This window comes from Streptomyces sp. TN58, assembly GCF_001941845.1.
GTDB lineage: Bacteria > Actinomycetota > Actinomycetes > Streptomycetales > Streptomycetaceae > Streptomyces.
Genome location: NZ_CP018870.1, coordinates 1,061,828 through 1,083,553 on the forward strand (window position 1 = coordinate 1,061,828; position 21,726 = coordinate 1,083,553).

Sequence of the window (21,726 nt, forward strand, 5' to 3'; positions counted from 1 at the left end):
GCGGCACCACCGCACCGAACAGCACCACGAGCATCAGGAGCACCACAAACAGGGGGACCACCATGCCGCACGGCATACCGCTCATCGACAAACCGGGCTGGTACGGCGGGGAACCGTATCCGGCCGAAGCTCTCGACCACATCGCCGCGCTGCCCGCCTCCCAGCAGCCCGACTGGGCCGCTCACGAGGCTCTGCCCGCGGCGCTGCGGGAGCTGCGCTCCGCGCCGGGGCTCGTGGGCCCCGGCGACGTGCGCGACTTCGCCCTGCTCGTCGCCGGGGCCGCGCGGGGCGAGGTGAACATCCTGCAGGCCGGGGACTGCGCCGAGGACCCTGCTGACAGCACGCCCGAGGCCGTGGGGGCCAAGGTCCGCATGCTCGACACGCTCGCCACGGCCCTCTCGGAGGCCACCGGCCGGCCGACGGTACGGGTCGGCCGCATGGCCGGCCAGTACGCCAAGCCGCGCTCCCGGCCCACCGAGCGCCACCAGGGCCGTGAACTCCCGGTATTCCGCGGTCACATGGTCAACTCTCCGGCCCCAGACCCCGCCGCCCGGGTCCACGACCCGCGCCGGCTGACGGGCTGCCACCGGGCGGCCCGGGCGGTGCACGCCGCGCTGCGCGTGGACGGCGCACGGACCCGCTCCACGACGTGGACCAGCCACGAGGCCCTCGTCCTGGACTACGAACTGCCCCTGGTCCGCGGGGACGGATCGGGCCAGGCCTTCCTCTCCTCCACGCACTGGCCGTGGATCGGCGAGCGCACCCGCTCCGCACGCGGGGCCCACGCGGCTCTGCTCGCCGCGGTGGACAACCCCGTCGCCTGCAAGGTCGGGCCGGCGACGACCCCGGCGGAACTGCTGGAGCTGTGCGGCCTGCTGGACCCCCGGCGGCAGCCCGGCCGGCTCACCCTCATCGCCCGCCAGGGGGCCGCCGCGGTGCGGCGGAACCTTCCCGCGCTCGTGGAGTGCGTACGCCGGGCCGGGCATCCGGTGGTCTGGATGTGCGACCCGATGCACGGCAACACCCTCACCACCCCGGCCGGCCGCAAGACGCGCCTCGTCGAGGAGGTCGTCCACGAGGTCCGGGGCTTCCGGCGGGCCGTGGCGGACGCGGGCGGAACCGCGGGAGGACTCCACCTGGAGGCCACGCCGGAGGACGTACTGGAATGCGTGGCCGGCGCCGGCTCGATCGCCGGGCTCGACGGGCGGGCCAGGCCCCTGTGCGACCCCCGGCTGAACCAGGAACAGGCGGCCTCGGTCGTGGCCGCCTGGCGGCTCTGAGCGCCGTCGGCCGCGCCTCGCGGGCGGACGCCCGCCCGTCGGCCGCGGGGTGCCGGTGTCCGTTCTCAACCCGTCGGCGGGACGGCGCGATCCGGCCGATTCCCGACGGTGGCGGGGCCGGCCGGCACGACGACCGCGGCCAGGAGCAGCTCGGGGGCGGCCGCCCAGCGTCCCTCGTAGACGAGGGGTGCGGGCGGCTCCTCCCCCGTCCCTTCCACGATCCGGGCGCGGAAGGTCCCGCCGACCGGATCGAACGTGACGGAGGCGTCCCGGAAGCCCAGCCGGCGCCGCAGCATGGGGAACCACGCCTTGTAGACGGCCTCCTTGGCGCAGAACAGCATGCGGTCCCAGTGCACGTGGGGGAAGTCCGCGGCAAGGGCGGCCAGCCGGTCCCGCTCCTCGGGGAGGGTGACGGCCCCGAGCGTCCGCCCGGGCAGCGGCGCGTGGGGTTCGGCGTCGATGCCGACGGCCCGCACACGGTCGCCTCGCGCGACGGCCGCCGCCCGGTACCCGGCGCTGTGCGTCATGCTGCCGACCACTCCGTCCGGCCACACCGGCGCCCCGCGTTCGCCGGGCAGCACCGGGGCGGGCGGTACGCCGATGTCCGCGAGAGCCCGTCGGGCGCAGTGCCGGACGGTCGTGAACTCCCGGCGGCGCCCTGCGTGGCGCGCTGCCCCGAGTACTTCCAATTCCTCGGGGAAAAGCGTGGATTCCGGTACGTCGGCAAAGCTCTCGGCACATGCCACGGCGGCCGGAAGGATCAGTTCGAGCACTTCAGGACCCTAGCGACCGGAACCGTTCTTCCGCCATTTCTGCGGCCCTTCTCGGCTGCTAGCGTGAGTCGGGACCGGCAATTGCATGCGAACGAAACACACGAGTTCGTTCTCCGAGGGGGATTTCCGCAATGACCAGCGGTATAGACGATCTGCCGACCTCCTTATCGGCGCCCGCCACCGGCCGCGCGGTACGCCCGCCCGGTCTGCGGCTGCCCGCGGTGGTCCAGACCCTGCTGTTCGCCCAGTACCGGCACCGGCTGTTCCCCTTGCTGAAGCGGCGTCACGGGGACGTCTTCACGCTCCGGCTGACGACGCCGACCCGCCATCTGGTGATCCTCACCAGGCAGGAGGACATCAAGACGGTGTTCGGCGGTCCGGTGGAGGTCCTGCACGCGGGCGAGGGCAACGCGATCATGGGGCCGGCCCTGGGAGAGCACTCCGTGCTCCTCACCGACGAGGCCGAACACCGCAGGGCCCGCCGGCTGCTGATGCCCGCCTTCACCGGCGCGGCGCTCGCCGGCTACCGGGAGATGGTCGGCGAGCTGACGCGGGCGGAGGTCGAGAGCTGGCCCGACGGGACGGTGTTCAGCGCCCACGAGCGGATGCAGGCCCTGACCCTGGAGGTGATCCTCCAGGTGGTGTTCGGCGTGACCGACCGTGGGCGGCTGGAGCGGATGCGCCCGCTCGTGCGGGGCATCGCGGACATCGGCCCGGTCACCCTGCTCGGGCTGCCCTATCCGCTGCTGCAGCGCTTCGGGCCGTGGCGGCGCCACATCGGTCTCCAGCGGGGGCTGGACAAGCTGCTGTACGCGGAGATCGCCGGCCGGCGCCGTGCGGCGGACCTGCACAGCCGGACCGACGTGCTGTCGCGCCTGCTGCAGGCCGCGGAGAACGAGGAGGGCGGCGGGTTCAGCGACGCGGAACTGCGCGACCAGCTGATCACCCTCCTGCTCGCCGGGCACGAGACCACGGCCACGGGCCTGGCCTGGGCCCTGCACGAACTGGTCCGCCGGCCCGAGCAGCTGCGCAGGGCGCAGCAGGCCGCGGACGAGGGCGACGACGCGTACCTCACGGCCGTCGCCAAGGAGGCGCTGCGGCTCAAGCCGGTGGTGTACGAGGTGGCCCGGCAGCTCACGCAGCCGATGACGGTCGGCGGCTACCGGCTGCCCGCGGGCGCCACGGTGATGCCCGCCATCGGCATGGTGCAGTCGGACCCGGCCTACCACCACCAGCCCGACCAGTTCCGTCCGGAGCGCTTCCTCGACGGCCAGCCGCCGGCCAACACGTGGATCCCGTTCGGGGGCGGCGCCCGCCGCTGCATCGGCGCCGGCTTCGCGCTGCTGGAGGCGACCGTGGCGTTGCGGGAGGTGCTTCAGCGCTACGAGATCCGGCCGGACCGGCCCGAGCCGGAGCAGCAGAAGGCCCACCACGTGACGCTGATCCCGGCCCGGGGTGCGCGCCTCGTGGTGAGCCGGCGCCGCTGAGCCGGCGCCGCCACAGGGCTGTCCGGTGACCCGCCGCCCCGCCGTGGCCGCCCCGCACCGGGGCGGCCACGGCCGGTGTCAGCGCGCGACCTCCGCCAGGGCCGCCAGGCGGCCCGTCAGGTACCGCTCCCGGCACAGGCCGCGCTGGACCTTGCCGGAGGAGGTGCGCGGGATCGTGCCCTTGTCCAGGGCCACGACCTTGTCGGGGGCGTGGCCGAGATGTTCGCGCAGCCGCCGCATCACCTGGGCTGCCACCTCCTGGTGGTCCTCCACGCCCTTCGCGGACTCGAAGGCCACGATCATGCGCTCGGTGTCCGGCACGGCGAAGGCCGCGCACACGGGCCGTACCCCCTCCACCTTGGCGGTCACGTGCTCGTAGTCCTCGGGGTACAGGTTGCGGCCGGAGACGATGATCATGTCCTTGATCCGGCCGCAGACGACGACCCCGCCGTCCTCGGTGCGGTAGCCGAGGTCGCCGGTGTGCAGCCAGCCGTCGCGCAGGACGGCCGCGGTCGCCTCCGGGTCCTGCCAGTAGCCCTGCATCAGGGAGGGGCTGCTCACGCAGATCTCGCCGACCTGCCGCTCGCTCCGCGGCTTGCCGTCCTCGTCCCTGATCTCGACGCGGACACCGGGTACGGGCGGCCCGCAGACCGCCAGCGCGCGGGCGTCCGGGGCACCGGCCGGCACCGGGCGGGCGGTCCCGCCCGCCTGCAGGCCGTCACGGGAGACGTGGTCCCAGACCAGCGGCCGGGCCGCCTCCCCCATGGCGACGGCCAGGGTCGCCTCGGCCATTCCGTACATCGGGGTCATCGCCTGCGGCCTGAGCCCGTGCACGGCGCCCGCCTCGACGAACTGCTCCAGCGTGCCGGCCCGGATCGGTTCGGCGCCGTCCCCGCACACCTCCAGCCGCGACAGGTCGAGTTCGCGCGGGCGCAGCCGCATGCCCTGGGCGGCGAGGCCGTAGGCGAAGTTCGGGGCGACCGTGCTGGTGGCCTTGAAGCGGGACAGTGCGTCCACCCAGGAGTCGGGGCGGGCCAGGAAGTCCTCCGGCGGCTGCAGGACGAGCTTGATCCGGTAGGCCATGCCGGCGAGCACCGAGATCAGGCCCATGTCGTGGTAGAGCGGCAGCCAGCTCACGTGCACGCTGCGGTCCCGCTCCAGCTCCAGCCGTTCGCAGCACACGGCCGCGTTGGTGAGCATCTGCCGGTGGGTGAGGGCGACCGCCCGGGGCAGTCCGGTGGTGCCCGAGGTGAACTGCAGGTACGCGAGGTCGTCGGGCCGGGTCTCGACCGGTCCGCTGATCTCCTCGCGCTCCCCGGCCAGGTCGCCGCAGGTCAGTACGGGACGCCCGCCCGTGATCCGGCCGGTCACGAAGTCGCCGAAGGCGTCGGCCACCACCACGCAGCGCGCGTCCACGTGGTCGAGGCGGCGGTTGACCTCGGTGACGAAGTCCGGCAGGTCCGACAGCCGGTGCGGCAGGGGCAGGATGACGGGTACGGCGCCCGCCCGCCAGGCGCCGAACAGGCTGAGAAGGAAGCCGGGCGAGGTGGAGGAGACGATGGCGACCCGGTCGCCCCTGTGCACGCCCGCCCTCGCCAGCCCGCCGGCCACCCGGCGGGCTCCGGCGGCGAGCAGCGCGTAGGGCAGCGGGGTCTGGTCGAGGTGCCGGTTGACGACGGTGATGCCGCGCGGGGTGGCGGCGGCGAGCTCCAGCACCTCGGGCACGGTCACCGCGCCGAACATGTCCTCGGGACGCGGGTGGTCCATGGTCGTGCTCTCCCCGTTCATCCGGCGCTCCGCGCCAGCGTGTGCAGTTCGTCGGTGAAGCGGTCGGCCAGGGCCCGGACGGTCGCCTCCGTGTGCAGGTCGGTGCTGTAGGTCCACACCAGGCGCAGGGTGCCGTCCGAGGTCATGGCCATCAGGTCGAGGGTCCGGGTGCGGTGCCCGAGGCCGCTGCGGTGGTGGCCGAAGGAGTCGACGACGGGCCGGGCGTCACCGGTGAAGTACTCGCTGACGTCGCCCCAGTAGTTGAAGCCGATCTCCGGGGCGGGGACCCGGGCCATCCGGGCCCGCACGGCGGGGTCCGGGTGCAGATGGCGCAGGAGGCCGTAGCCGACGCCGTGGTGGGGCATCTCCCGGATCTGGTCGCGCACGTCCGTGAGCTCGCCGGGGCGCAGGACCAGCGGGGCGAGCGTCGAGAAGCGGCCGACGGTGCGGGAGATGTCCAGCGGGCCGAAGGCTGACTGTCGGCCGTGCCCCTCGATCTCGACGAGCAGTTCGGAATGCCCGGTCCACGCGGTGACGGCTCGGGCCAGTGCGGTGAGCAGCACCTCGCGGATCTCGACCCCGAGCCGCCGCGGCAGCCCGCTCACGACGGCGGCGGCGGTCTCGCCGGTCACCTCGTCGAAGTGGCGGACGGCGGAGGCCTGCGTGTTGGGGCCGCGGCGGTGGTCGACGGGCAGCGGCGGCGGCGAGAGGTCGGCGAGCCGGGTCCAATAGGGCAGTTCCGCCTCGACCTGCTCGCTCGCGGCGTGTGCCCGCAACTGCTCGGCGGCCTGCGGCAGCGGGGCCGTCTTGGGCGGCAGGTGCGGTTCGTCGTCCCGCTCGACGGCGAAGTAGGCCGTGCGCAGGTCCTCGTAGAACACGCGGGAGGAGTAGTAGTCCATGACCAGCCAGTGGGCGCTGACCAGCAGCCTGGGCCTGCGCCGGGGGCCCAGGTCGAACTGGGTGAGCAGGACGGTCGTGCCGTCGGCCAGGTCGAGGGAGCTGTTGCGGAGCGCGACGTGGCGGGCGATCTCCGCCTCCACGTCGGCGTCGGCGATGTCACCGAGGTCGACCTCGGTGACGCGGGAGGCGTCCGGCGGGCGTACGCCGGGCAGTTCGGCGTACGGACCGTCGGCGTCGGTGCCGAAGCGGGCGCGCAGTCCGTCGTGGTGGGCGAGCACGGTGGCCAGTGCCCGGTGCAGTGCGCCGGGCTCCAGCCGCCGGTCGAGTTCGAAGACGGGCCACATGCCGTTCCAGTGGTCGGCGGCGGTGAAGTCCTGCTCGAAGAACCAGAGCTGGCTGGGCGACAGGCCGGCACGGCCGGTGATCTCCGTCTGGTCGGCCGCGGCCGGGAGGCGGTCGGTGGCGCAGCCGGCCTGTTCGGCGATGGTGGGGCGGGCGAAGAAGTCGGCGAGCGTGAGGTGGAGTCCCTCTTCGGCGGCCCTGGCGACGGCTCGTACGCCGAGGAGGGAGTCTCCGCCGAGCGCGTAGAAGTTGTCGTGTCGGCCGATCCGTTCGACGGGGAGTACCGAGGCCCAGGCGCGGGCCAGCGCCTCCTCGGTGGTGTTCGCGGGTGGCTCGTCGCCCGGTGCGGCCGCCTGCGGCACCGGCAGGGCCCGCCGGTCGAGCTTGCCGTTGGCGCCCGTCGGCAGCCGGTCCAGGGTCATGACGACGGCGGGGACCATGTAGGAGGGCAGTTTGGCGGCGAGGTGGTCGCGCAGCTCGCCCTCGGCGAACTCGGCCCCGGTCTCGGGCACGGCGTAGGCGATCAGCCGCCTGCCGTCCTGGGCGGTGACGACCGCGGTGCGGACGCCGGGGTGTCCGCCGAGCACGGCCTCGATCTCGCCGAGCTCGATGCGGTGGCCGCCGATCTTGACCTGGAAGTCGTCCCGGCCGAGGAGTTCCAGGGTGCCGTCGGGCAGGTAGCGGCCGAGGTCGCCGGTCCGGTAGAGCCGTTCGCCGGTGGCGGGGTGGACGGTGAACTGCGCGGCGGTGCGCTCGGGGTCGCGCCAGTATCCGCGGGCCACGCCGACGCCGCCGATGTGGAGTTCGCCGGTGACGTGGTCCGGCTTGTCGGTGAGGTCGGCGTCGAGGACGTGGAAGGTCTGGTTGCGCAGCGGGGTGCCGTACGGGATGCTGCGCCACTCGGGGTCGATGTCCCCGACGGGGTGCCAGATCGACCAGATCGCGGCCTCGGTGGCGCCGCCCAGGCTGATCAGTTCGGGGCCCCCCAAGGAGACGGCCCGGACCCGCCCGGGCAGGCTCAGCGGGATCCAGTCGCCGCTGAGCAGCGCCGTCCGCACCGATCGCGGGAAGCCCGTGCCCTGCTGCTCGCAGTGTTCCACCAGCAGTTCGAGCAGCGGCGGGACGCTGTTCCACAGCGTCACCCGGTGTTCGTCGGCGAGGGCAGCCCAGCGGCCGGGGTCGCGGGACTCGCCGGGCGCGGGCAGGACCAGTGCCCCGCCCGCTCCCAGCACGCCGAAGACGTCGTACACGGACAGGTCGAAGCTGAGCGACGAGAGTCCGAGCACGCGGTCCTCGCGGCCCACGGTGAATCGGGTGTTGATGTCGTCGACGGTGTTGACCGCGGCGCGGTGGCTGATCATCACGCCCTTGGGGAGGCCGGTCGAGCCCGAGGTGAAGATGACGTAGGCGAGGTCGTCGGGGCCGGTGGCGGGCGCCGGTACCGGCCCGTCGGGCACGTCCCGCTCCCCGGCGCCTTCCGGCTCGGGACCCCGCTCGACGGTCAGGGCGGTGATGCCGGCCGGGACGCGGGTGCCGGGCTGGGTCAGCGCCACGCTCACGCCGCCCGCCTTCAGCAGCTGTCCGACCCGCTCGGGCGGCAGGCCCGCGTCCACGGGCAGATAGGCCGCGCCGGCCCGGAGCACGCCCAGGACGGCGGGGACCTGCTCCCACCCCTTGTGCATCAGGACGGCGACCAGGGTGTTCGGCTCCGCGCCCAGCTCGCGCAGCCGGTGGGCGATCTTGTCGGCGCGGCGGTCGAGTTCGCCGTAGGTGAGGGTGGCCTCGGCGCTGATCACGGCGGGAGCCCCGGGGTGTGCGGCCGCCTGTCGGCCGATGGCGGCGTGCAGGAGCTCGCCGGGCTGCGGGCCGGCGGTGTCGTTGACGGACCTGCGGACGGCGAGCTGCCGTACCGGCAGGCCGGGCGGTGCGGGCTCCTCCTGCTCGGCGATGCGCCCGACCAGGTCGGTGTAGGCGGTGAACATGTCGTCCAGCACGCCCTCGGGGAAGACCTCCTCGACGGCGTCCCAGCTGATCAGCAGGTCGGTGCCGCGGGCCACGACCTGGTTGTCCAGGTACACCTGCGGGGTCTGGGAGACGGCGTACCCGGTCTCGAAGACCAGGCCTTCGAGGGAGCCGAGGCTGTCCTGTTCGCGCAGCAGGCTGGTGAAGACGACGGGCATCCGTGCCTGGGTGCCGTCGCCGCGGCGGGCCAGCTCGCGCTGCACCTCCACCCCGCTGAAGCGCGCGTGGGCGAGGTCGCGGCGCAGCTGCCCCTGGATCCGGGTCGCGGCCGTGGCCAGGTCCGGTGCGCCGCCGAGGTCGCACTCCAACAGGACGGTGCTGGTGAAGTCGCCGATCAGCCGGTCGATGTCGGCGTGCCAGCGGGGCCGGTCGGCGAGGGTCAGGTTGAGGGTGAAGCGGGACGAGCGGCTCCAGGTGCGCAGCACCTGTGCGTACGCGGCGCACAGCAGCACGGAGGGCGTGACGCCCAGGGCGTTCGCGCGGTCCCGGATCTGCCGCCACACCCGGCCGGGCAGCCGGCGCTCGCGGCGTACGAAGGCGGGGGCCTGGGCGTGGGCGACGGCCCGGACGGGCAGTTCGGGAGCGGGCGGCAGCGTGTCGAGGCGGTCCAGCCAGTACGCGCGGGCCCGCTCGTGGCCGGGCTGGGTGCGGTAGGCGGCGACGCCGTCGAGGTAGTCGCGGAAGGTGGCCGCCGGGGCCGGGCCGAGTGAGTCGGCGTCGAGCATCAGGTGGATCCACTCGGCCAGCAGGACCTGGATGCTGCCCGCGTCGGCGAAGAGGAGGTCGACGCTGAGGTGGAGGCGGAGCCGGCCGGCGTCCAGCTGGTGGGTGCGTATGTCGTACAGCGGCCAGGTGTGCGGGTCGAAGACCTGGGCGGCCATCTCCTCGCGGGTCTCCTCAAGGCGACATCGTCCGTCCGCCTCGGGGAGCCCGGTCAGGTCCGCGTGGCGGATGCGGTAGTAGGGGACCTCCCGCGCCACCTGCTGGCGGCCGTCGGGCAGCAGCGTCGCGCGCAGCATGCCGTGGCGGCCGACCAGGGTGTTGAAGGCCTCCTCGACGCGTGCCCGGTCGGCGGCGAACAGGTCCACTTCGACGTAGAAGTGGGCGGAGCGTCCGCCGAGGTCGAATCCCCGGCTGCCCAGCCAGTACGCCTGCTGGACGTCGGTGAGTTCGAAGGGCTCGTGGTCGCGGCCGGGTGCCGGGACCAGCTGCGGGACGGCCGCGCCGTCCGTGCCGTGGTTGAGCAGCGCCGAGGCGATCGTCTCCAGGGTGCAGTGACCGAAGAAGATCTCCAGCGGGAGGTCGGTCGTACAGGCGGTGTCGATCGCGGACTTGAACCGTACGGCGTCCAGCGAGTCGAGGATCAAGGGCTCCTGCGGACGGACCTGGCGGTCGTAGTCGGTGTTGATCCCGGCCAGCAGGTCGCGGAGCCGGGTCAGGCCCTCGTCCTGGTCGGGAGCGGGCACAGCGGAGAGTTCGGACATCGGTTCCCCCGTATGGGCCGGCGGGTCAGGCCGGCTCAGAGTGTCGTTGTGAACGTGTCTGCGCGTCGGCGACCCCGCGCAGGTACTTGTAGATCCCACCGTTTCGGGCGATCCAGGCGGTGAGCCGCGGGGAGAGGGCGCTGACCACGTCCGCGACCTTCTCCATCACCGGCGCCACGGTGATCTCCACCCTGTCCTCCCGGATGCACTTCAGGACCGCGCGCGCGACCTCGTCGGGTCCGACCCGGCCGAGCAGCGGCGGGCGCCGGCCCGCCTGCCAGCCGGCGGAGATGCCGACGTCGGAGATCAGCGTCGGGTACACGGCCGACACCCCCACCCCGGTCCCCCGCAGCTCCTCGCGCAGGGACCAGGTGAAGCCGACGAGGCCGTGCTTGGCGGAGGAGTTGATCGTGGCGTACGGATAGGCCGTACGCCCGCCCACGGACCCGATGTTGACCACGTGTCCGCGCCCGGCTTCGAGCATGTCCGGCAGGACCAGCCGGGTCAGGGCCTCGGCGCCGAACAGGTTGACCAGCAGGACCTGCCGGATGCTCTCGACCGTGGCGTCCTGGAACCGGGTGACGTGCTCGATCCCGGCGTTGTTGACCAGGATCCCGGCCGGCCCCAGTTCGCGGCGGACCGTCTCCACGATCCGCCGCTGCGCCCCTTCGTCGGAGACGTCGGCGGGCACCACGAGCGGCTCGGGACCGAGCCGCCCGATCTCCTCCGCGGCGGTCTTGAGTCCTTCGCCGGACCGGGCGACGAGTGCCAGTCGGACACCCGCCCGGGCCAGTTCCGCGGCGATGTGCGGGCCGACGCCGCGCGACGCCCCCGTGACGATTCCCACAACGTTGTTCAGTTCGCGCACGGACGTCGTCCTTTACCGAGAGGGACAGGTTTCAGCGGGTCGGCTGCAGTACGGCACGCCTGCCGCAGACCATGTGGATCAAGGCCGCGACGCAGCACAGCAGCGCCCCGGTCAGCGCCACGGCGGTGATGCCGGCGTGGTCGAGCACCGCGCCCCCGACGACCCCGGACAGGCCGATGCCCAGATAGAGGGCGGAGGCGTTGAGCGCCAGCAGCAGACCGCCGGCGTCCGGCGAGAGTTCGAGCAGCCGGCGCTGGACCGGCGGGTTGAAGCCCCAGCTCGACACCCCCCAGAAGAACAGCAGTACCGCCGCGATCGCCGTGCTGTGCACCGCGGACAGCGCGGACAGGGCGATCACGCTGCCGGACACGGCCACCAGCAGCGGCATCCGGTAGCCGTAGCGGTCGGCGGCGAACCCGCCGGCCGCGTTGCCGACGGCGCCGCCGATCCCGTAGCCGAAGAGGAGCAGGCTCAGCCCGGTGCCGTGCGCCCCGACGGTCTCGGCCAGTACCGGTGCCGCGTACGTGTACACGGTGAACACCCCGAGGCTGGCCGCGAGCGTGATGGCGAGGACGGCGACGACCCGGCCGTCGGAGGCGACGGCCAGCCGCCGGCGCAGGGTCACCCTGGCGGGCGCCGCGACCTCGGGCACGGCCACCGCGACGGCCACCGCGGAGAGCGCGCAGAAACCCGCGACGAGCCAGAAGACGCCCCGGTGCCCGAGCGGGCCGACGAGCAGCGTGCCGGCCGGCACGCCGACGATGGTGGCGGTCACCAGCCCGCCGAAGACCCAGGCCGCCGCGCGCGCCCGCCGCTCGGGGCCGCTCAGTTCGGCGGCGACCGCGGTGGCGGCCGGGGTGAACACCGCGGCGCCCACGGCGGTGACGATCCTGGCGGCCGTCAGGACGGCGAAGTCCGTCGCCAGTGCGGCGAGCGCGTTGCCGGCCGCGGCCACCAGCAGCGCCGTGATGATCAGTGGCCGGCGGCGCCACCCGCCAAGGGCCACGGCCAGCAGCGGTGAGCCGATGGCGTAGGCCACCGCGAAGGACGTGGTAAGCAGTCCCGCCGTGGACAGCGAGACGGACAGCTCTTCGCTCAGCTGCGGCAGCATTCCGGTGACGACGTAACCACTCGTCCCCACTGCGAACGCTCCGAGCGCGAGCGTGGAGATCTTGCCTAACACGAGAACGAACCCCCTGCCCCCCGGCTGGTCAGTGCGGAACGCGATCATGACACGGGGCTCGAAGGCCGCGCGAACCGGAGTCCGTTCCACACTCCCACAACAGAAGTTGCAGGCCAACGGAGGTTTTGCGCCATGGTCACCTCGCCGCGCACGGGCATGCGGGATCCGTCCGCCACGGGATGCCTCCTCGCCGCGGACGGATCACACGCTCGGCCGGTGCTGCCGGGTCACTCCCCTTCGGAGGCCTGCGGATTCGCAGTAGTCACGCCCAGCCGGCGCGCCTTCTCGATGTCGGCGGCGGAGGGCTTGACCCGGGTGAACTCGTCGTGGCCGAGGACGGTCGACTTCCACTGGTCGGCGGGCGTCGTGCCGTAGCTCAGCAGCCACTGGGTGACGATCCGCTCCTGGCTGCCGCCGACGTACTGTCCGCTCCAGGTCGCGACAGAGTGGGCGTTGCGGTGGGCGTTGCGGTAGGCGACGGTCCATCCGACGGTGGTCCCGGTGCCGTCGGCGGGCGCGCTGTCGTAGCGGCCCGTCATGGTGTAGCGCTTCTCGGCGTTGCCGACCGCGGACTCGTAGGTTCCGGTGAACCCGCCGTTCGCGGCCCGCGTCACCACCATGACGGAGCCGAGCTGGTTGTACCAGGTGCCCAGGATGCCGGGCCGGGACTCCGTCACGGAACCGCTCTCCGCGGTCTGCGACACGGTCGCGCGGGTGTCCGCCGAAGCGCTCGCGGACACGGTGACGAAGGTCAGGGACAGGGCGCACAGTGCGACCAGGGTTTGGCGTACACGCGTCACGAGATCATTTCCCCCTGTGAGGGCCTCCAGGGCCCGCCGGTCGCCCGCGCGGTGGGGGCCGCGGGCGCTTTCGGCAAGAAGCGTAGGGTCGTGACCGGCGGTAAGCCGGGGCCGGTTCCGTGAAGTGTCGCAGTTCATACGGACAGTCGGCGTGATGTGTTCGCCCACCGGCCCCTGGGCGACGCGGAGGCCGACGGTCCGCCGGGAGGGTCAGCGGTCGCGTACCGCGACGATGCCGTTGCGAAGGCCCCGATGTACGCGGTGCCGTCGGGCCGAGGGTGACGGGCGTCAGTCCTTGACGATCTCGCTCCAGTGGGCGGTGTTCGCGCACCAGCGCCCCAGCAGTACCGGGTCGTGGCCCACCGCGAGGAGCCCGGCGCCGGTCTCGGCGCGGTAGTCCTCGACGACGCCGACCAGCGCGGCCGTGGTGGAGGCGTCGAGCATGGCGGTCATCTCGTCGCAGACCAGCCAGCGCGGCCGCAGCGCCAAGGCCCGGGCCAGGCAGGCGCGTTGCAGCTGGCCGTCGCTGACCTCGTGGGGCCGGCGGGAGAGCAGGTCCGCGCCGAGTCCCACCCGCTCGGCCAACTCGGCCACCCGCGCCGCCGCTTCCCTACGCCGGCCGGTCGCCCGCAGCGGTTCCGCGACGAGGTCGCGCAGCCGCAGGCGGGGGTCGGCGGCGAGCCGCGGCTGCTGGAAGACGACGCCGACCGCGGTGCGCAGCGAGCGCGGGGCGCGGTGGGAGAAGCCGGTCACGGTGTGGCCGTCGAGGGTGACGGTCCCCCGGTCGGGCCGGTGCAGCAGGGCGGCGACCCGGGCCAGGGTGGACTTGCCGCAACCGCTCGGGCCGAGCAGGCCCAGGGACTCCCCCGGGCGCAGGGTGAGGTGCGCGCCCCGGACCGCGGGGGCACGGCGGTCGTAGCCGGCGGTGATGTCCGTGAGCTCAAGCATGGTGGCAGGCCACCCCTTCGGTGAGCGTGGGCCGCCGGGTGCGGCAGAGCGGGTCGGCCGCGGCGCAGCGGGCGGCGAAGGCGCAGCCGGGCGGGAGAGCGCCGAGCTCGGGCGGCGCTCCGGGTACGGGGGCGAAGGCGCGTTCGGGGAGGGCGTCGAGGAGGCCGCGCGCATAGGGGTGACGGGGCCCGGGGCCGCCGAAGAAGTCTGCGGCCGGGGTGATCTCGACGATCCGCCCCGCGTACATCACGGCGACGGTGTCGGCGATCCGCTCGGCCGCGGCCAGGTCGTGGGTGATCATCAGCAGTGCCCGGCCGTCGGCTCGGGTGTGGGCGCGCAGTTCGTCGGCGGTGCGCTCGACGAGGTCCCGGTCCAGGCCGGTGGTCGGCTCGTCGGCCAGGAGCAGGGGGGCGTCGCCGACGAGGGCGAGGGCGGTGGCCGCACGCTGGGCGAGGCCGCCGGAGAGTTCGTGGGGGTGGCGGTCGAGGTGGGTGGCGGGGAAGGCGGCGCGCGCTGCGGCCGCCTCCGCCGCCGCGCGCAGGGCGGCCCGGCGGGCGCGCCCGCGGCGGGCGGCCCGGCCGGGTCCGTGGGGTGCGGGGGCGGGGTCGGCCAGTTCGCGGACGGTCTCCTCCAGGTGGGCGCGGACGGTCCGGACCGGGGTGAGGTGCGCGGCGGGGCTCTGCGGGACCAGGCCCACGCGGCGGCCCCGTACGGTGCGGGCGAGGGTGCGCTCGTCGGCGGCGAGCAGGTCGAGGCCGTCGGCGAGGCGGGCCGACCCGGCGGTCTCGGCGTTGCCGGGGAGCAGGCCGAGGAGGGCGGAGGCGAGCACGGACTTCCCGCAGCCGCTCTCGCCGACGAGGGCGAGGCTCTCGCCGGGCGCCAGCGTGAGGTCGGCGTCGGTGACGGCCTCCACGTACCGTCCCGCGGGCATCCGGAAGCGCACGGAGAGCCGTTCGACGCGGAGCACGGGCGGAGGGGGCGGTGGCGGGGTCACAGGGTCAGCTCCGATCGGCGGCGCGGGTTCAGGCGGTCGCGCCAGGCGCCCGCGAGGCCGGCGACGGCCAGGGTCGGGACGATCAGGAGCAGGCCGGGGAAGAAGGTGGGCCACCAGTCCCCGGCGAGCAGCGAGCCGCGCCCGGTCTGTACGAGGCCGCCCAGGCTGGCCTGGTGGGCGGGCAGTCCTAGGCCGAGGAAGGACAGGGCGGACTCGTGCCACATCGCGTGCGGGATCATCAGCACGGCGGCGAGGCCGGCCTGCGGGAGGATGCCGGGCACCAGGTGCCGTACGGTGACCCGCCACCGGGAGGCTCCGCCGGAGACGGCGGCGTCCACGTAGGGCCGGCCGCGCAGGGACAGGACTTCCGCGCGGACGATCCGGGCCGTGGAGAGCCAGTGGGTGGCCGCCACCGAGGCGACGACGGGCCAGACCCCCGGACGGAACAGGGCGACGACGAAGATGCCCAGGAGCAGGTGGGGGACGGAGGAGAGGGTGTCCACCGCGCGCATCGCCAGCCGGTCGGTCCAGCCGCCGAGGGCGCCCGCTGCGGCTCCCACCGCGGTGCCGATCACGGTGGCGGCGAGTGCGGCCACGAGGCCGACGAGGAGGGAGACGCGCAGGCCGTAGACGCACCGCAGCAGCAGGTCTCGGCCGACGTCGTCGGTACCGAAGGGGTGTTCCCACGAGGGGGGTTGCAGCTTCGACGCCAGGTCGACCGCCTGTTGGTCAAGCTGTGCCAGCGGCGGTACGGCCAGCACGGCCAGCACGATGACCGCCATGGCGGCGGCGGAGGCTCGGACCCGCAGGGTGCGGGTGGTGGGCCGGGTGCGGCCCCGCGGACGCCAGACGGTGTCAGCCATCGAAGCCCACCCTGGGGTCGGCCAGCCCGTACAGCAGGTCGGACAGCAGGTTCCCGGCGAGTACGGCCGCGGTGGCCAGCACCGTCAGGGCCGCCAGCAGGGGGAAGTCGACGGCAGTGGCCGCCTGTACGGTTGCCGCGGCGATGCCGGGCCAGCTGAAGACGGTCTCCACCAGCAGGGCGCCGGTGATCAGTTCGGGCACCCGGGAGCCGATCAGCGTCAGCATCGGCAGCATTCCGGAGCGCAGGGCGTGGCCGAGGAGGATCCGGTGTTCGGCCAGACCCCGCGCGCGGGCGCCCCGTACGGGGTCCTCGCCCAGTGCGTCGGCGACGCCCTGGCGGACGTACAGGAAGAACCAGGGCAGTTGGGAGGCGCCCAGCACCAGCGCGGGCAGCACCAGGTGGGAGGCGACCTGCGCGAAGGTGACGGTGTCGCTGCCGGCGTCGGTGAGGCCGCCCGAGGGCAGTGCGCCGAGCCGTACCGAGAAGAGCCAGATGGCGAGCAGTGCCGGCCAGAAGACGGGGGCGGCCTCCAGGGTGTAGGCGAGCGCGGAGACGGCCCGGTCCAACGCGCCGCCCGCCCGGCGCGCGGCCAGGACGCCGAGCGCGGTGCCCGCGAGGACGGCCGCGGTGAAGGCGCAGGCGGCGAGCAGCGCCGACCAGCCGACCCGCTCCGTGATGACGTCGGTGACGGGCTGGCGCATGACGGTGGAGGTGCCGAGGTCGCCGGTGAGCGCCGAGGTCAGCCAGTCCCACCAGCGGGCGGTCAGGGGCCGGTCGGCGCCGAGGTTGGTCCGCAGCTGGTCGAGTTCGGCCTGCGAGGCGGTGAGTCCCGCGGTTCCGGCGTAGGCCTTGACGGGGTCGAAGGGGGAGAGCGCGGCGAGGGCGAAGACGCCGAAGGTGACGGCGAGCAGGACGGGGGCGGCGGACAGGGTGCGCCGCCCCGCCATGCGCGCCATCGGCCTCCAGGGGAGGCGGACGGGGTGGGTGGTCACGGGGTGGGGCTCACTTCTGCTTCTGCCGGGGCTTCCAGTTCTCGACGTTCCACCAGGGGCCGGCGCCGAGGCCGTGGTCGTGCGGCTCCACCTGGGTTCCGAGCCCGTCCCACCGGTCGTTCACGACGTAGAGGTGGTCGATGTGGGTGAGGAAGACGTAGCCCGGGTTCTCGGCGAGCCGGCGCTGCACCGTGTCGTAGGCGGCCTTGCGGATGGCCGGGTCGGCGCTGCGGCGCCCTTCGGCGAGGGCCGCGTCCACGGCCGGATCGTCGTACCAGGCCATGTTGTTGAAGCCGTCGCCGCCGAGGGAGGAGGTGAGCAGCAGGTACTGGTCGAAGTCCGGGTCGGCGGGTGAGCCGCCGCCGGCGAGGACGGCCTCGGTCCTCATCCGGGGTTCGATGACCTCCCAGGTCCCGGCCTCGGTCCTGACCTCGATGCCCGCCTTCTTGGCGTCGGAGGCGAAGGCGAGGGCGTGGTCCTGGCGGATCTTGTCGCCGGAGGTGTACCAGAGGGGGAAGGAGGCGCGGACGCCGTCCTTGGCGCGGATGCCGTCCTCGCCCGTCTTCCAGCCGGCGTCGTCGAGGATCCTGCGGGCCCGGTCGAGGTCGTGGGGGCGCTCGGTGCCGGCGGCGAACCACGGGCTGCCGGTGGGGACCGGGCCGTAGGCGGGCCTGCCCGCGCCCTCCAGCAGCTTGTCGACCATGGCCGTGCGGTCCACGGCGATGTCCAGGGCCTGCCGGACGGCGAGGTCGCCGGTGACCTTGTGGTGCGTCGGGAGGGTGACGTTGCGGTAGTCGAAGGTCCTGGCGGCGTAGGTGCGGCGCGCCGGGTCCTTCGCGAAGCCCTTGGCGAGGTTCGGGGGCAGGATGGCGCCGTCCAGTTCGCCGGAGCGCAGGCGGGTGGCGCGTACGTCGTCGTCCTTGATCACGGCCATGGTGAGCTTCTTGACGGCGGGCTCGCCGCCCCAGTGGCCGGGGTTGGCCTTGAAGCTGAGCTTCTCCCCCTTGGACCAGCCGGTGAGCACGTAGGGGCCGGTGCCGACGGGACGGGTGGTGAAGTCGCCGCTGTTGACGTCCTGCCCGCCGGCGATGTGCTCGGGGGCGATGGGCAGCACGGTCCGCTCGGCGAAGGGCGCGTAGGGGTACTTCAGGGTGAAGACGACGGTGTCCTCGCCCTTCGCCTCGACGGACTCGATCGCGTCCAGCTCGGTCCTGGAGGCGTTGTTCGTCGCCGGGTCGAGGATCGTCCTGTAGGTGAAGACGACGTCCTTGGCGGAGAAGGGGGCGCCGTCGCTGAACTTCACGCCCCGGCGCAGCGTGAAGGAGTAGGTGCGCCCGTCCGCGGAGACGTCCGGGAGGGCTTCGGCCAGGGCGGGCTTCAGCTTCATGTCCGCGTCGTGCGTGAGCAGGCCGTCGAAGATCTTGGAGTTGCCGTCCTTGCCGTAGCCCAGCAGCGGGCTGAGGCTCTCCGGCTCGGTCGCGATGCCGACGACGACGGAGTCCGCGCCGGCGGCGCCGGCGGCCCCGGTTCCGGGGGTGGAGCATGCCGCCACGCCCGTGATGAGTGCGGCGGCCACCGTCGCCCTGGCCGCTCCCCGTACTGTCCGGGCCGTCATGCTCTGCACATCCCTGTTCGCGTTCATCCGTTATTGCAAAGAGCTGGCAATAATGCCAGACGTGATCAGAAGTCGACGAATGGGGTCACATCACCGACAAGAAACGCACGGGTCTTGTCGCCCTCCCGCCTTCCGTGCCATATATGTCTAGACCTTTACGGAAGCCGGCCGAGGAAGGCACCCCGTGCGACGCAGCGCCCCCACGCCCGCCCTCTTCCCCGCCGCCACCGGCCGCACGGGCCGCGTAGGCCTCGCAGTCCTCGCGGGGTTCGTGGGCCTCGTCGGCCTCGTGGCCCTCACCGCCTGCACCGCACCCGACACCGAGCCGCCACCCGCCCCCACCGGGCTCACCGCCCAGGCCGGCAGCGCCACCTCCGTGCACGTCATGTGGGACGCCCCGGCGGACCGCGCCGGGGTGACGCGCCACCAGGTCTTCGAGGGCGGACGCCTGGTGCGGGAACTCCCGGCCGAGAAGACCATGGTGGACATCACCGGCCTCGCCCCGAAGACCGGTTACTCCTTCACGGTGCGGGCCGAGGACGCCGCCGGGAACCTCTCCGGAGCAGGCCCCGCCGCGCTCGTGACCACGCCCGAGGCCAAGGCCGAGGACCGCACCGCGCCCACCGCCCCCGCCGCCACCACCGCGCGCGCGACCGGCCCCCGCTCCGCCCGGCTGTCGTGGGAACCCTCCACGGACGACACCGGCGTCACGGCGTACGACGTCTACCAGGGCGGCGTGCGCATCCACACCGCCGGAGCAGGCGAGAAGGAGACCACACTGACCGGCCTGCGGCCCGACACCGTCTACACCTTCACGGTCCGGGCCCGGGACGGCGCGGACAACTCCTCCCCCGACGGCCCCGCCGTGGACGTCGGCACCCCGCCCGCCTCCGGCGACGGGCCGCCCACCGCACCCGCCGACCTCACCGCGACCGCCTCACCGCGCACGGTCACCCTCACCTGGACCGCCCCGGACACCGGCCGCGCGACCACGGAGTACGAGCTGTACGTCAACGGACGGCCCACCACCGTCATCCAGTTCGGCGCCGGCGCGGTGCCCGCCGGCCGGGTGGAGCACCGCCTCACCGTGGCCGAACCGACCGGCACCGAGTGGTCCGTGAAACTGCGGGCCAGGCTCCCTGACGGCAACTGGGGAGCCTTCTCCGCGGAACGGCGGATCACCCTCGTCGCATGACCGGCGGACACCGATCCCGCCCTAACGGCACGGTGGGATAAGAAGATCGCGCACAATACTCCCGTGTTCGGTGAGTACTCGGTCAATGACAATCAGCCAGATTCCGCGAACGGCGCGCCCCGGGGCGGCGCCGGATCACCCTGGGGAAACCTGCCGCCGGAACCGGCGAGCTTCATCGGCAGGGAGGCCGAACTGCACCTGCTCGGACAGCTGTTACGCGAACGGAGACTGATCACCCTGACCGGGGTCGGCGGAGTCGGCAAGACCCGGCTCGCCCTGCGCGCCGCCGCCGACGCCCGGCAGGCCCGGCCCGACGGCGTCTGGTGGGTCGACCTGTCACCGCTGCGCGACCCCGCCCTCCTGACGACTACCACCGCGCACACCGTCGGCCTCGTCGACCACTCCCCGCGCCCGCTCGACGAGGAACTGTGCGCCTGGATGGCCGACAAGGAGCTCCTGCTCGTCCTGGACACCTGCGAGCACCTGGTCGCCGACTGCCGCCACCTGGCAGGTGAACTCCTGCAGTCCGCACCCGGGTTGACCATCCTGATCACCTCACGCGAGCCCCTGCGCTGCGCGATCGAGGAAGTCGTCGAGGTCCGTCCGCTGCCCTGCGAAGGACCCGACAGCGACGCCCTGGCCCTCTTCCGCGCCCGCGCCCTCACCGCGGCACCCCACGCCGCCGCGGTCTTCGCCGACCCTGAGCGGACCGCGGTCGCCGCCGAGGTGTGCCGGCGTCTGGACGGCATCCCCCTCGCGCTGGAACTCGCCGGTGCCCGGTTGCGGTCGTGGACGGTCGAGCAGATGGCCGAGCGGATCGGCGAGCGCTTCGAGATGCTGTCGGACGCCCGGGCGACCCGGCCGCCCCGGCACCGGACCATGCGCACCACGATCGGCTGGAGCCACGAGCTGTGCGAGCCGCTCGAACGCCTGCTGTGGGCCCGGCTCTCGGTGTTCACCGGTGACTTCGACATCGCCGCGGCGCGCGCCGTGTGCGCGGGCGGCCCGCTGCCCGCCTCCCGGGTGGAACGCGTACTGGCCGGCCTCACCGCCAAGTCCGTTGTCCTGCGCTCCCGGGAGCGCGGCGCCGGCACCCGCTACCGGCTGCTGGACACGATCCGCGAGTACGGGCAGGACTGGCTGGCCGAACTGGGCGAGACCCAGCTGGTCTCCGACCGGCACGCGCACTGGTACGCGGCGCTCTCGCAGGCCGCCGACCGGGGTTGGATGGGCCCCGGACAGGTCGACTGGTACCGCAGGATCACCGCCGAGCACACCCAGCTGCGCACCGCCCTGGAACACCTGCTGACGGCCGACCCGGCGGCGGCGCTGGAGATGGCCGGGAACCTGTGGTTCTTCTGGTGCGCGTGCGGGCACGTGAACGAGGGCCGCGCCTTTCTGGAGCGGGCGCTGCGGCTCGCGCCGCGCACGGAGGTCGCCTACAACCAGGCCCTGTGGTCCCTCGGGCTCACCATGGTGCTCCAGGGCGACATGGACGAGGCCCGGCGCGTCGGCGAGCAGTGCGCCCTGCACGCCGCCCGCCTCGCCGACCCCGAACGGGAACTGCGCGCCGCCTACCTGCACGCGGCGTCGGTCCTCATGCCGGGCGACCCGGTACGGGCCCTGGAGCTGTCCGGCCCGCGGGCGCGGGCCGCCCACGGCGGCAGGCCCACCGGACCCGGCTGGCTCCTGTGCAAGCTGACCACCGGCTACTCCCTGTGCGCGCTGGAGCGCTTCGAGGAGGCGGCCGAGGAGGCGCGGTCCCTGCGGGAGGCGTGCACGGAGCTGGGCGAGCGGTGGATGCGGGCCTACGCGGACTACGTCCTGGCGGTGGCCGCACTGGGCCTGGGCGACCACGGGGAGGCGGCACGCCACGTCCGGGCGATGCTGTCCGGCAAGCGGCTCCTCGGCGACCGTCTGGGCATCGCACTGGGCCTCGACCTGCTGGCCACGGCGGTGGCCGGGCTGGGCGACGGCGAGCTGGCGGCCCGCCTGCTGGGCACCGGGCACGCGTGGTGGCGGACCGTGGGACGGCCGCAGATGGGCTCGCCCTCCCTGACGGCCCTGCGCGACGAGGGCGAACGGCAGGCACGGGCGGTGATCGGGGACGCGGCCTTCGAGGCGGCGTTCCGGGGCGGTGCGGCGGCGTTCACGGGCTAGCCCGTGAACGGCGCGCCGGTTAATCCCGTCGGGGCTCCCGTCAGTACGGGA

At 73.8% G+C, this 21,726-nt stretch carries 15 protein-coding genes; 4 read left to right on the forward strand and 11 right to left on the reverse strand.

Annotated elements, in window-relative coordinates:
* Nucleotides 1-62: 62 nt before the first annotated feature.
* A complete protein-coding gene (locus BSL84_RS04825) occupies nucleotides 63-1,280 on the forward strand; it encodes a 3-deoxy-7-phosphoheptulonate synthase (RefSeq protein WP_079273129.1) in 1,218 nt (405 codons plus the stop codon).
* Nucleotides 1,281-1,345: 65 nt separating this feature from the next.
* Here the strand turns inward: BSL84_RS04825 and BSL84_RS04830 are convergent, their stop codons facing one another.
* Nucleotides 1,346-2,053, reverse strand: a complete 708-nt coding sequence (locus tag BSL84_RS04830; protein WP_045320980.1) for a 4'-phosphopantetheinyl transferase family protein — start codon at nucleotides 2,051-2,053, stop codon at nucleotides 1,346-1,348.
* A gap of 131 nt (nucleotides 2,054-2,184) precedes the next feature.
* Between BSL84_RS04830 and BSL84_RS04835 the strand changes: the two genes are divergently transcribed.
* On the forward strand, nucleotides 2,185-3,540 hold the full coding sequence (locus BSL84_RS04835; RefSeq protein ID WP_030028135.1) for a cytochrome P450: 1,356 nt from the start codon (nucleotides 2,185-2,187) through the stop codon (nucleotides 3,538-3,540).
* 78 nt (nucleotides 3,541-3,618) lie between these two features.
* On the opposite strand, the gene BSL84_RS04840 is transcribed toward BSL84_RS04835, so the two are convergent.
* The 10 genes from BSL84_RS04840 to BSL84_RS04885 form a co-directional block, all read right to left on the reverse strand.
* Nucleotides 3,619-5,328 carry an AMP-binding protein gene (locus tag BSL84_RS04840; protein WP_079273130.1) on the reverse strand — a complete coding sequence of 570 codons (1,710 nt, stop codon included), beginning with the start codon at nucleotides 5,326-5,328 and terminating at the stop codon, nucleotides 3,619-3,621.
* Complete coding sequence (locus BSL84_RS04845; RefSeq protein ID WP_075969885.1) at nucleotides 5,325-10,055, reverse strand: non-ribosomal peptide synthetase; 4,731 nt, start codon at nucleotides 10,053-10,055, stop codon at nucleotides 5,325-5,327. Before BSL84_RS04845 ends, BSL84_RS04840 begins: the two co-directional genes overlap by 4 nt.
* Nucleotides 10,056-10,080: 25 nt before the next feature.
* Nucleotides 10,081-10,923, reverse strand: coding sequence for an SDR family NAD(P)-dependent oxidoreductase (locus tag BSL84_RS04850; protein WP_030028680.1), 843 nt, complete (start codon nucleotides 10,921-10,923; stop codon nucleotides 10,081-10,083).
* A 31-nt stretch (nucleotides 10,924-10,954) separates the two neighbouring features.
* Nucleotides 10,955-12,106 carry an MFS transporter gene (locus BSL84_RS04855; protein WP_045320994.1) on the reverse strand — a complete coding sequence of 384 codons (1,152 nt, stop codon included), beginning with the start codon at nucleotides 12,104-12,106 and terminating at the stop codon, nucleotides 10,955-10,957.
* 227 nt (nucleotides 12,107-12,333) lie between these two features.
* Nucleotides 12,334-12,906 (reverse strand): streptavidin, encoded by a 573-nt coding sequence (locus tag BSL84_RS04860; protein WP_075969886.1) that lies wholly within the window; start codon nucleotides 12,904-12,906, stop codon nucleotides 12,334-12,336.
* A gap of 288 nt (nucleotides 12,907-13,194) precedes the next feature.
* The gene (locus BSL84_RS04865) at nucleotides 13,195-13,854 is read right to left on the reverse strand and encodes an ABC transporter ATP-binding protein (protein WP_045320982.1); all 660 of its coding nucleotides are present in this window, start codon (nucleotides 13,852-13,854) and stop codon (nucleotides 13,195-13,197) included.
* The gene (locus BSL84_RS04870; RefSeq protein ID WP_045320995.1) at nucleotides 13,847-14,785 is read right to left on the reverse strand and encodes an ABC transporter ATP-binding protein; all 939 of its coding nucleotides are present in this window, start codon (nucleotides 14,783-14,785) and stop codon (nucleotides 13,847-13,849) included. The genes BSL84_RS04865 and BSL84_RS04870 overlap by 8 nt, the downstream gene beginning before the upstream one ends.
* Before the next feature lie 59 nt (nucleotides 14,786-14,844).
* Nucleotides 14,845-15,711 carry an ABC transporter permease gene (locus BSL84_RS04875; RefSeq protein ID WP_075969888.1) on the reverse strand — a complete coding sequence of 289 codons (867 nt, stop codon included), beginning with the start codon at nucleotides 15,709-15,711 and terminating at the stop codon, nucleotides 14,845-14,847.
* Complete coding sequence (locus BSL84_RS04880) at nucleotides 15,704-16,669, reverse strand: ABC transporter permease (RefSeq protein ID WP_030030766.1); 966 nt, start codon at nucleotides 16,667-16,669, stop codon at nucleotides 15,704-15,706. The genes BSL84_RS04875 and BSL84_RS04880 overlap by 8 nt, the downstream gene beginning before the upstream one ends.
* Nucleotides 16,670-16,715: 46 nt before the next feature.
* Nucleotides 16,716-18,320: an ABC transporter substrate-binding protein gene (locus BSL84_RS04885; protein ID WP_030030765.1), complete on the reverse strand. Its 1,605-nt coding sequence runs from the start codon at nucleotides 18,318-18,320 to the stop codon at nucleotides 16,716-16,718.
* Between the two features lie 184 nt (nucleotides 18,321-18,504).
* Between BSL84_RS04885 and BSL84_RS04890 the strand changes: the two genes are divergently transcribed.
* Nucleotides 18,505-19,515: a fibronectin type III domain-containing protein gene (locus BSL84_RS04890; protein WP_267894035.1), complete on the forward strand. Its 1,011-nt coding sequence runs from the start codon at nucleotides 18,505-18,507 to the stop codon at nucleotides 19,513-19,515.
* Between the two features lie 63 nt (nucleotides 19,516-19,578).
* On the forward strand, nucleotides 19,579-21,675 hold the full coding sequence (locus tag BSL84_RS04895; RefSeq protein WP_079273132.1) for an ATP-binding protein: 2,097 nt from the start codon (nucleotides 19,579-19,581) through the stop codon (nucleotides 21,673-21,675).
* Nucleotides 21,676-21,726: the final 51 nt, after the last annotated feature.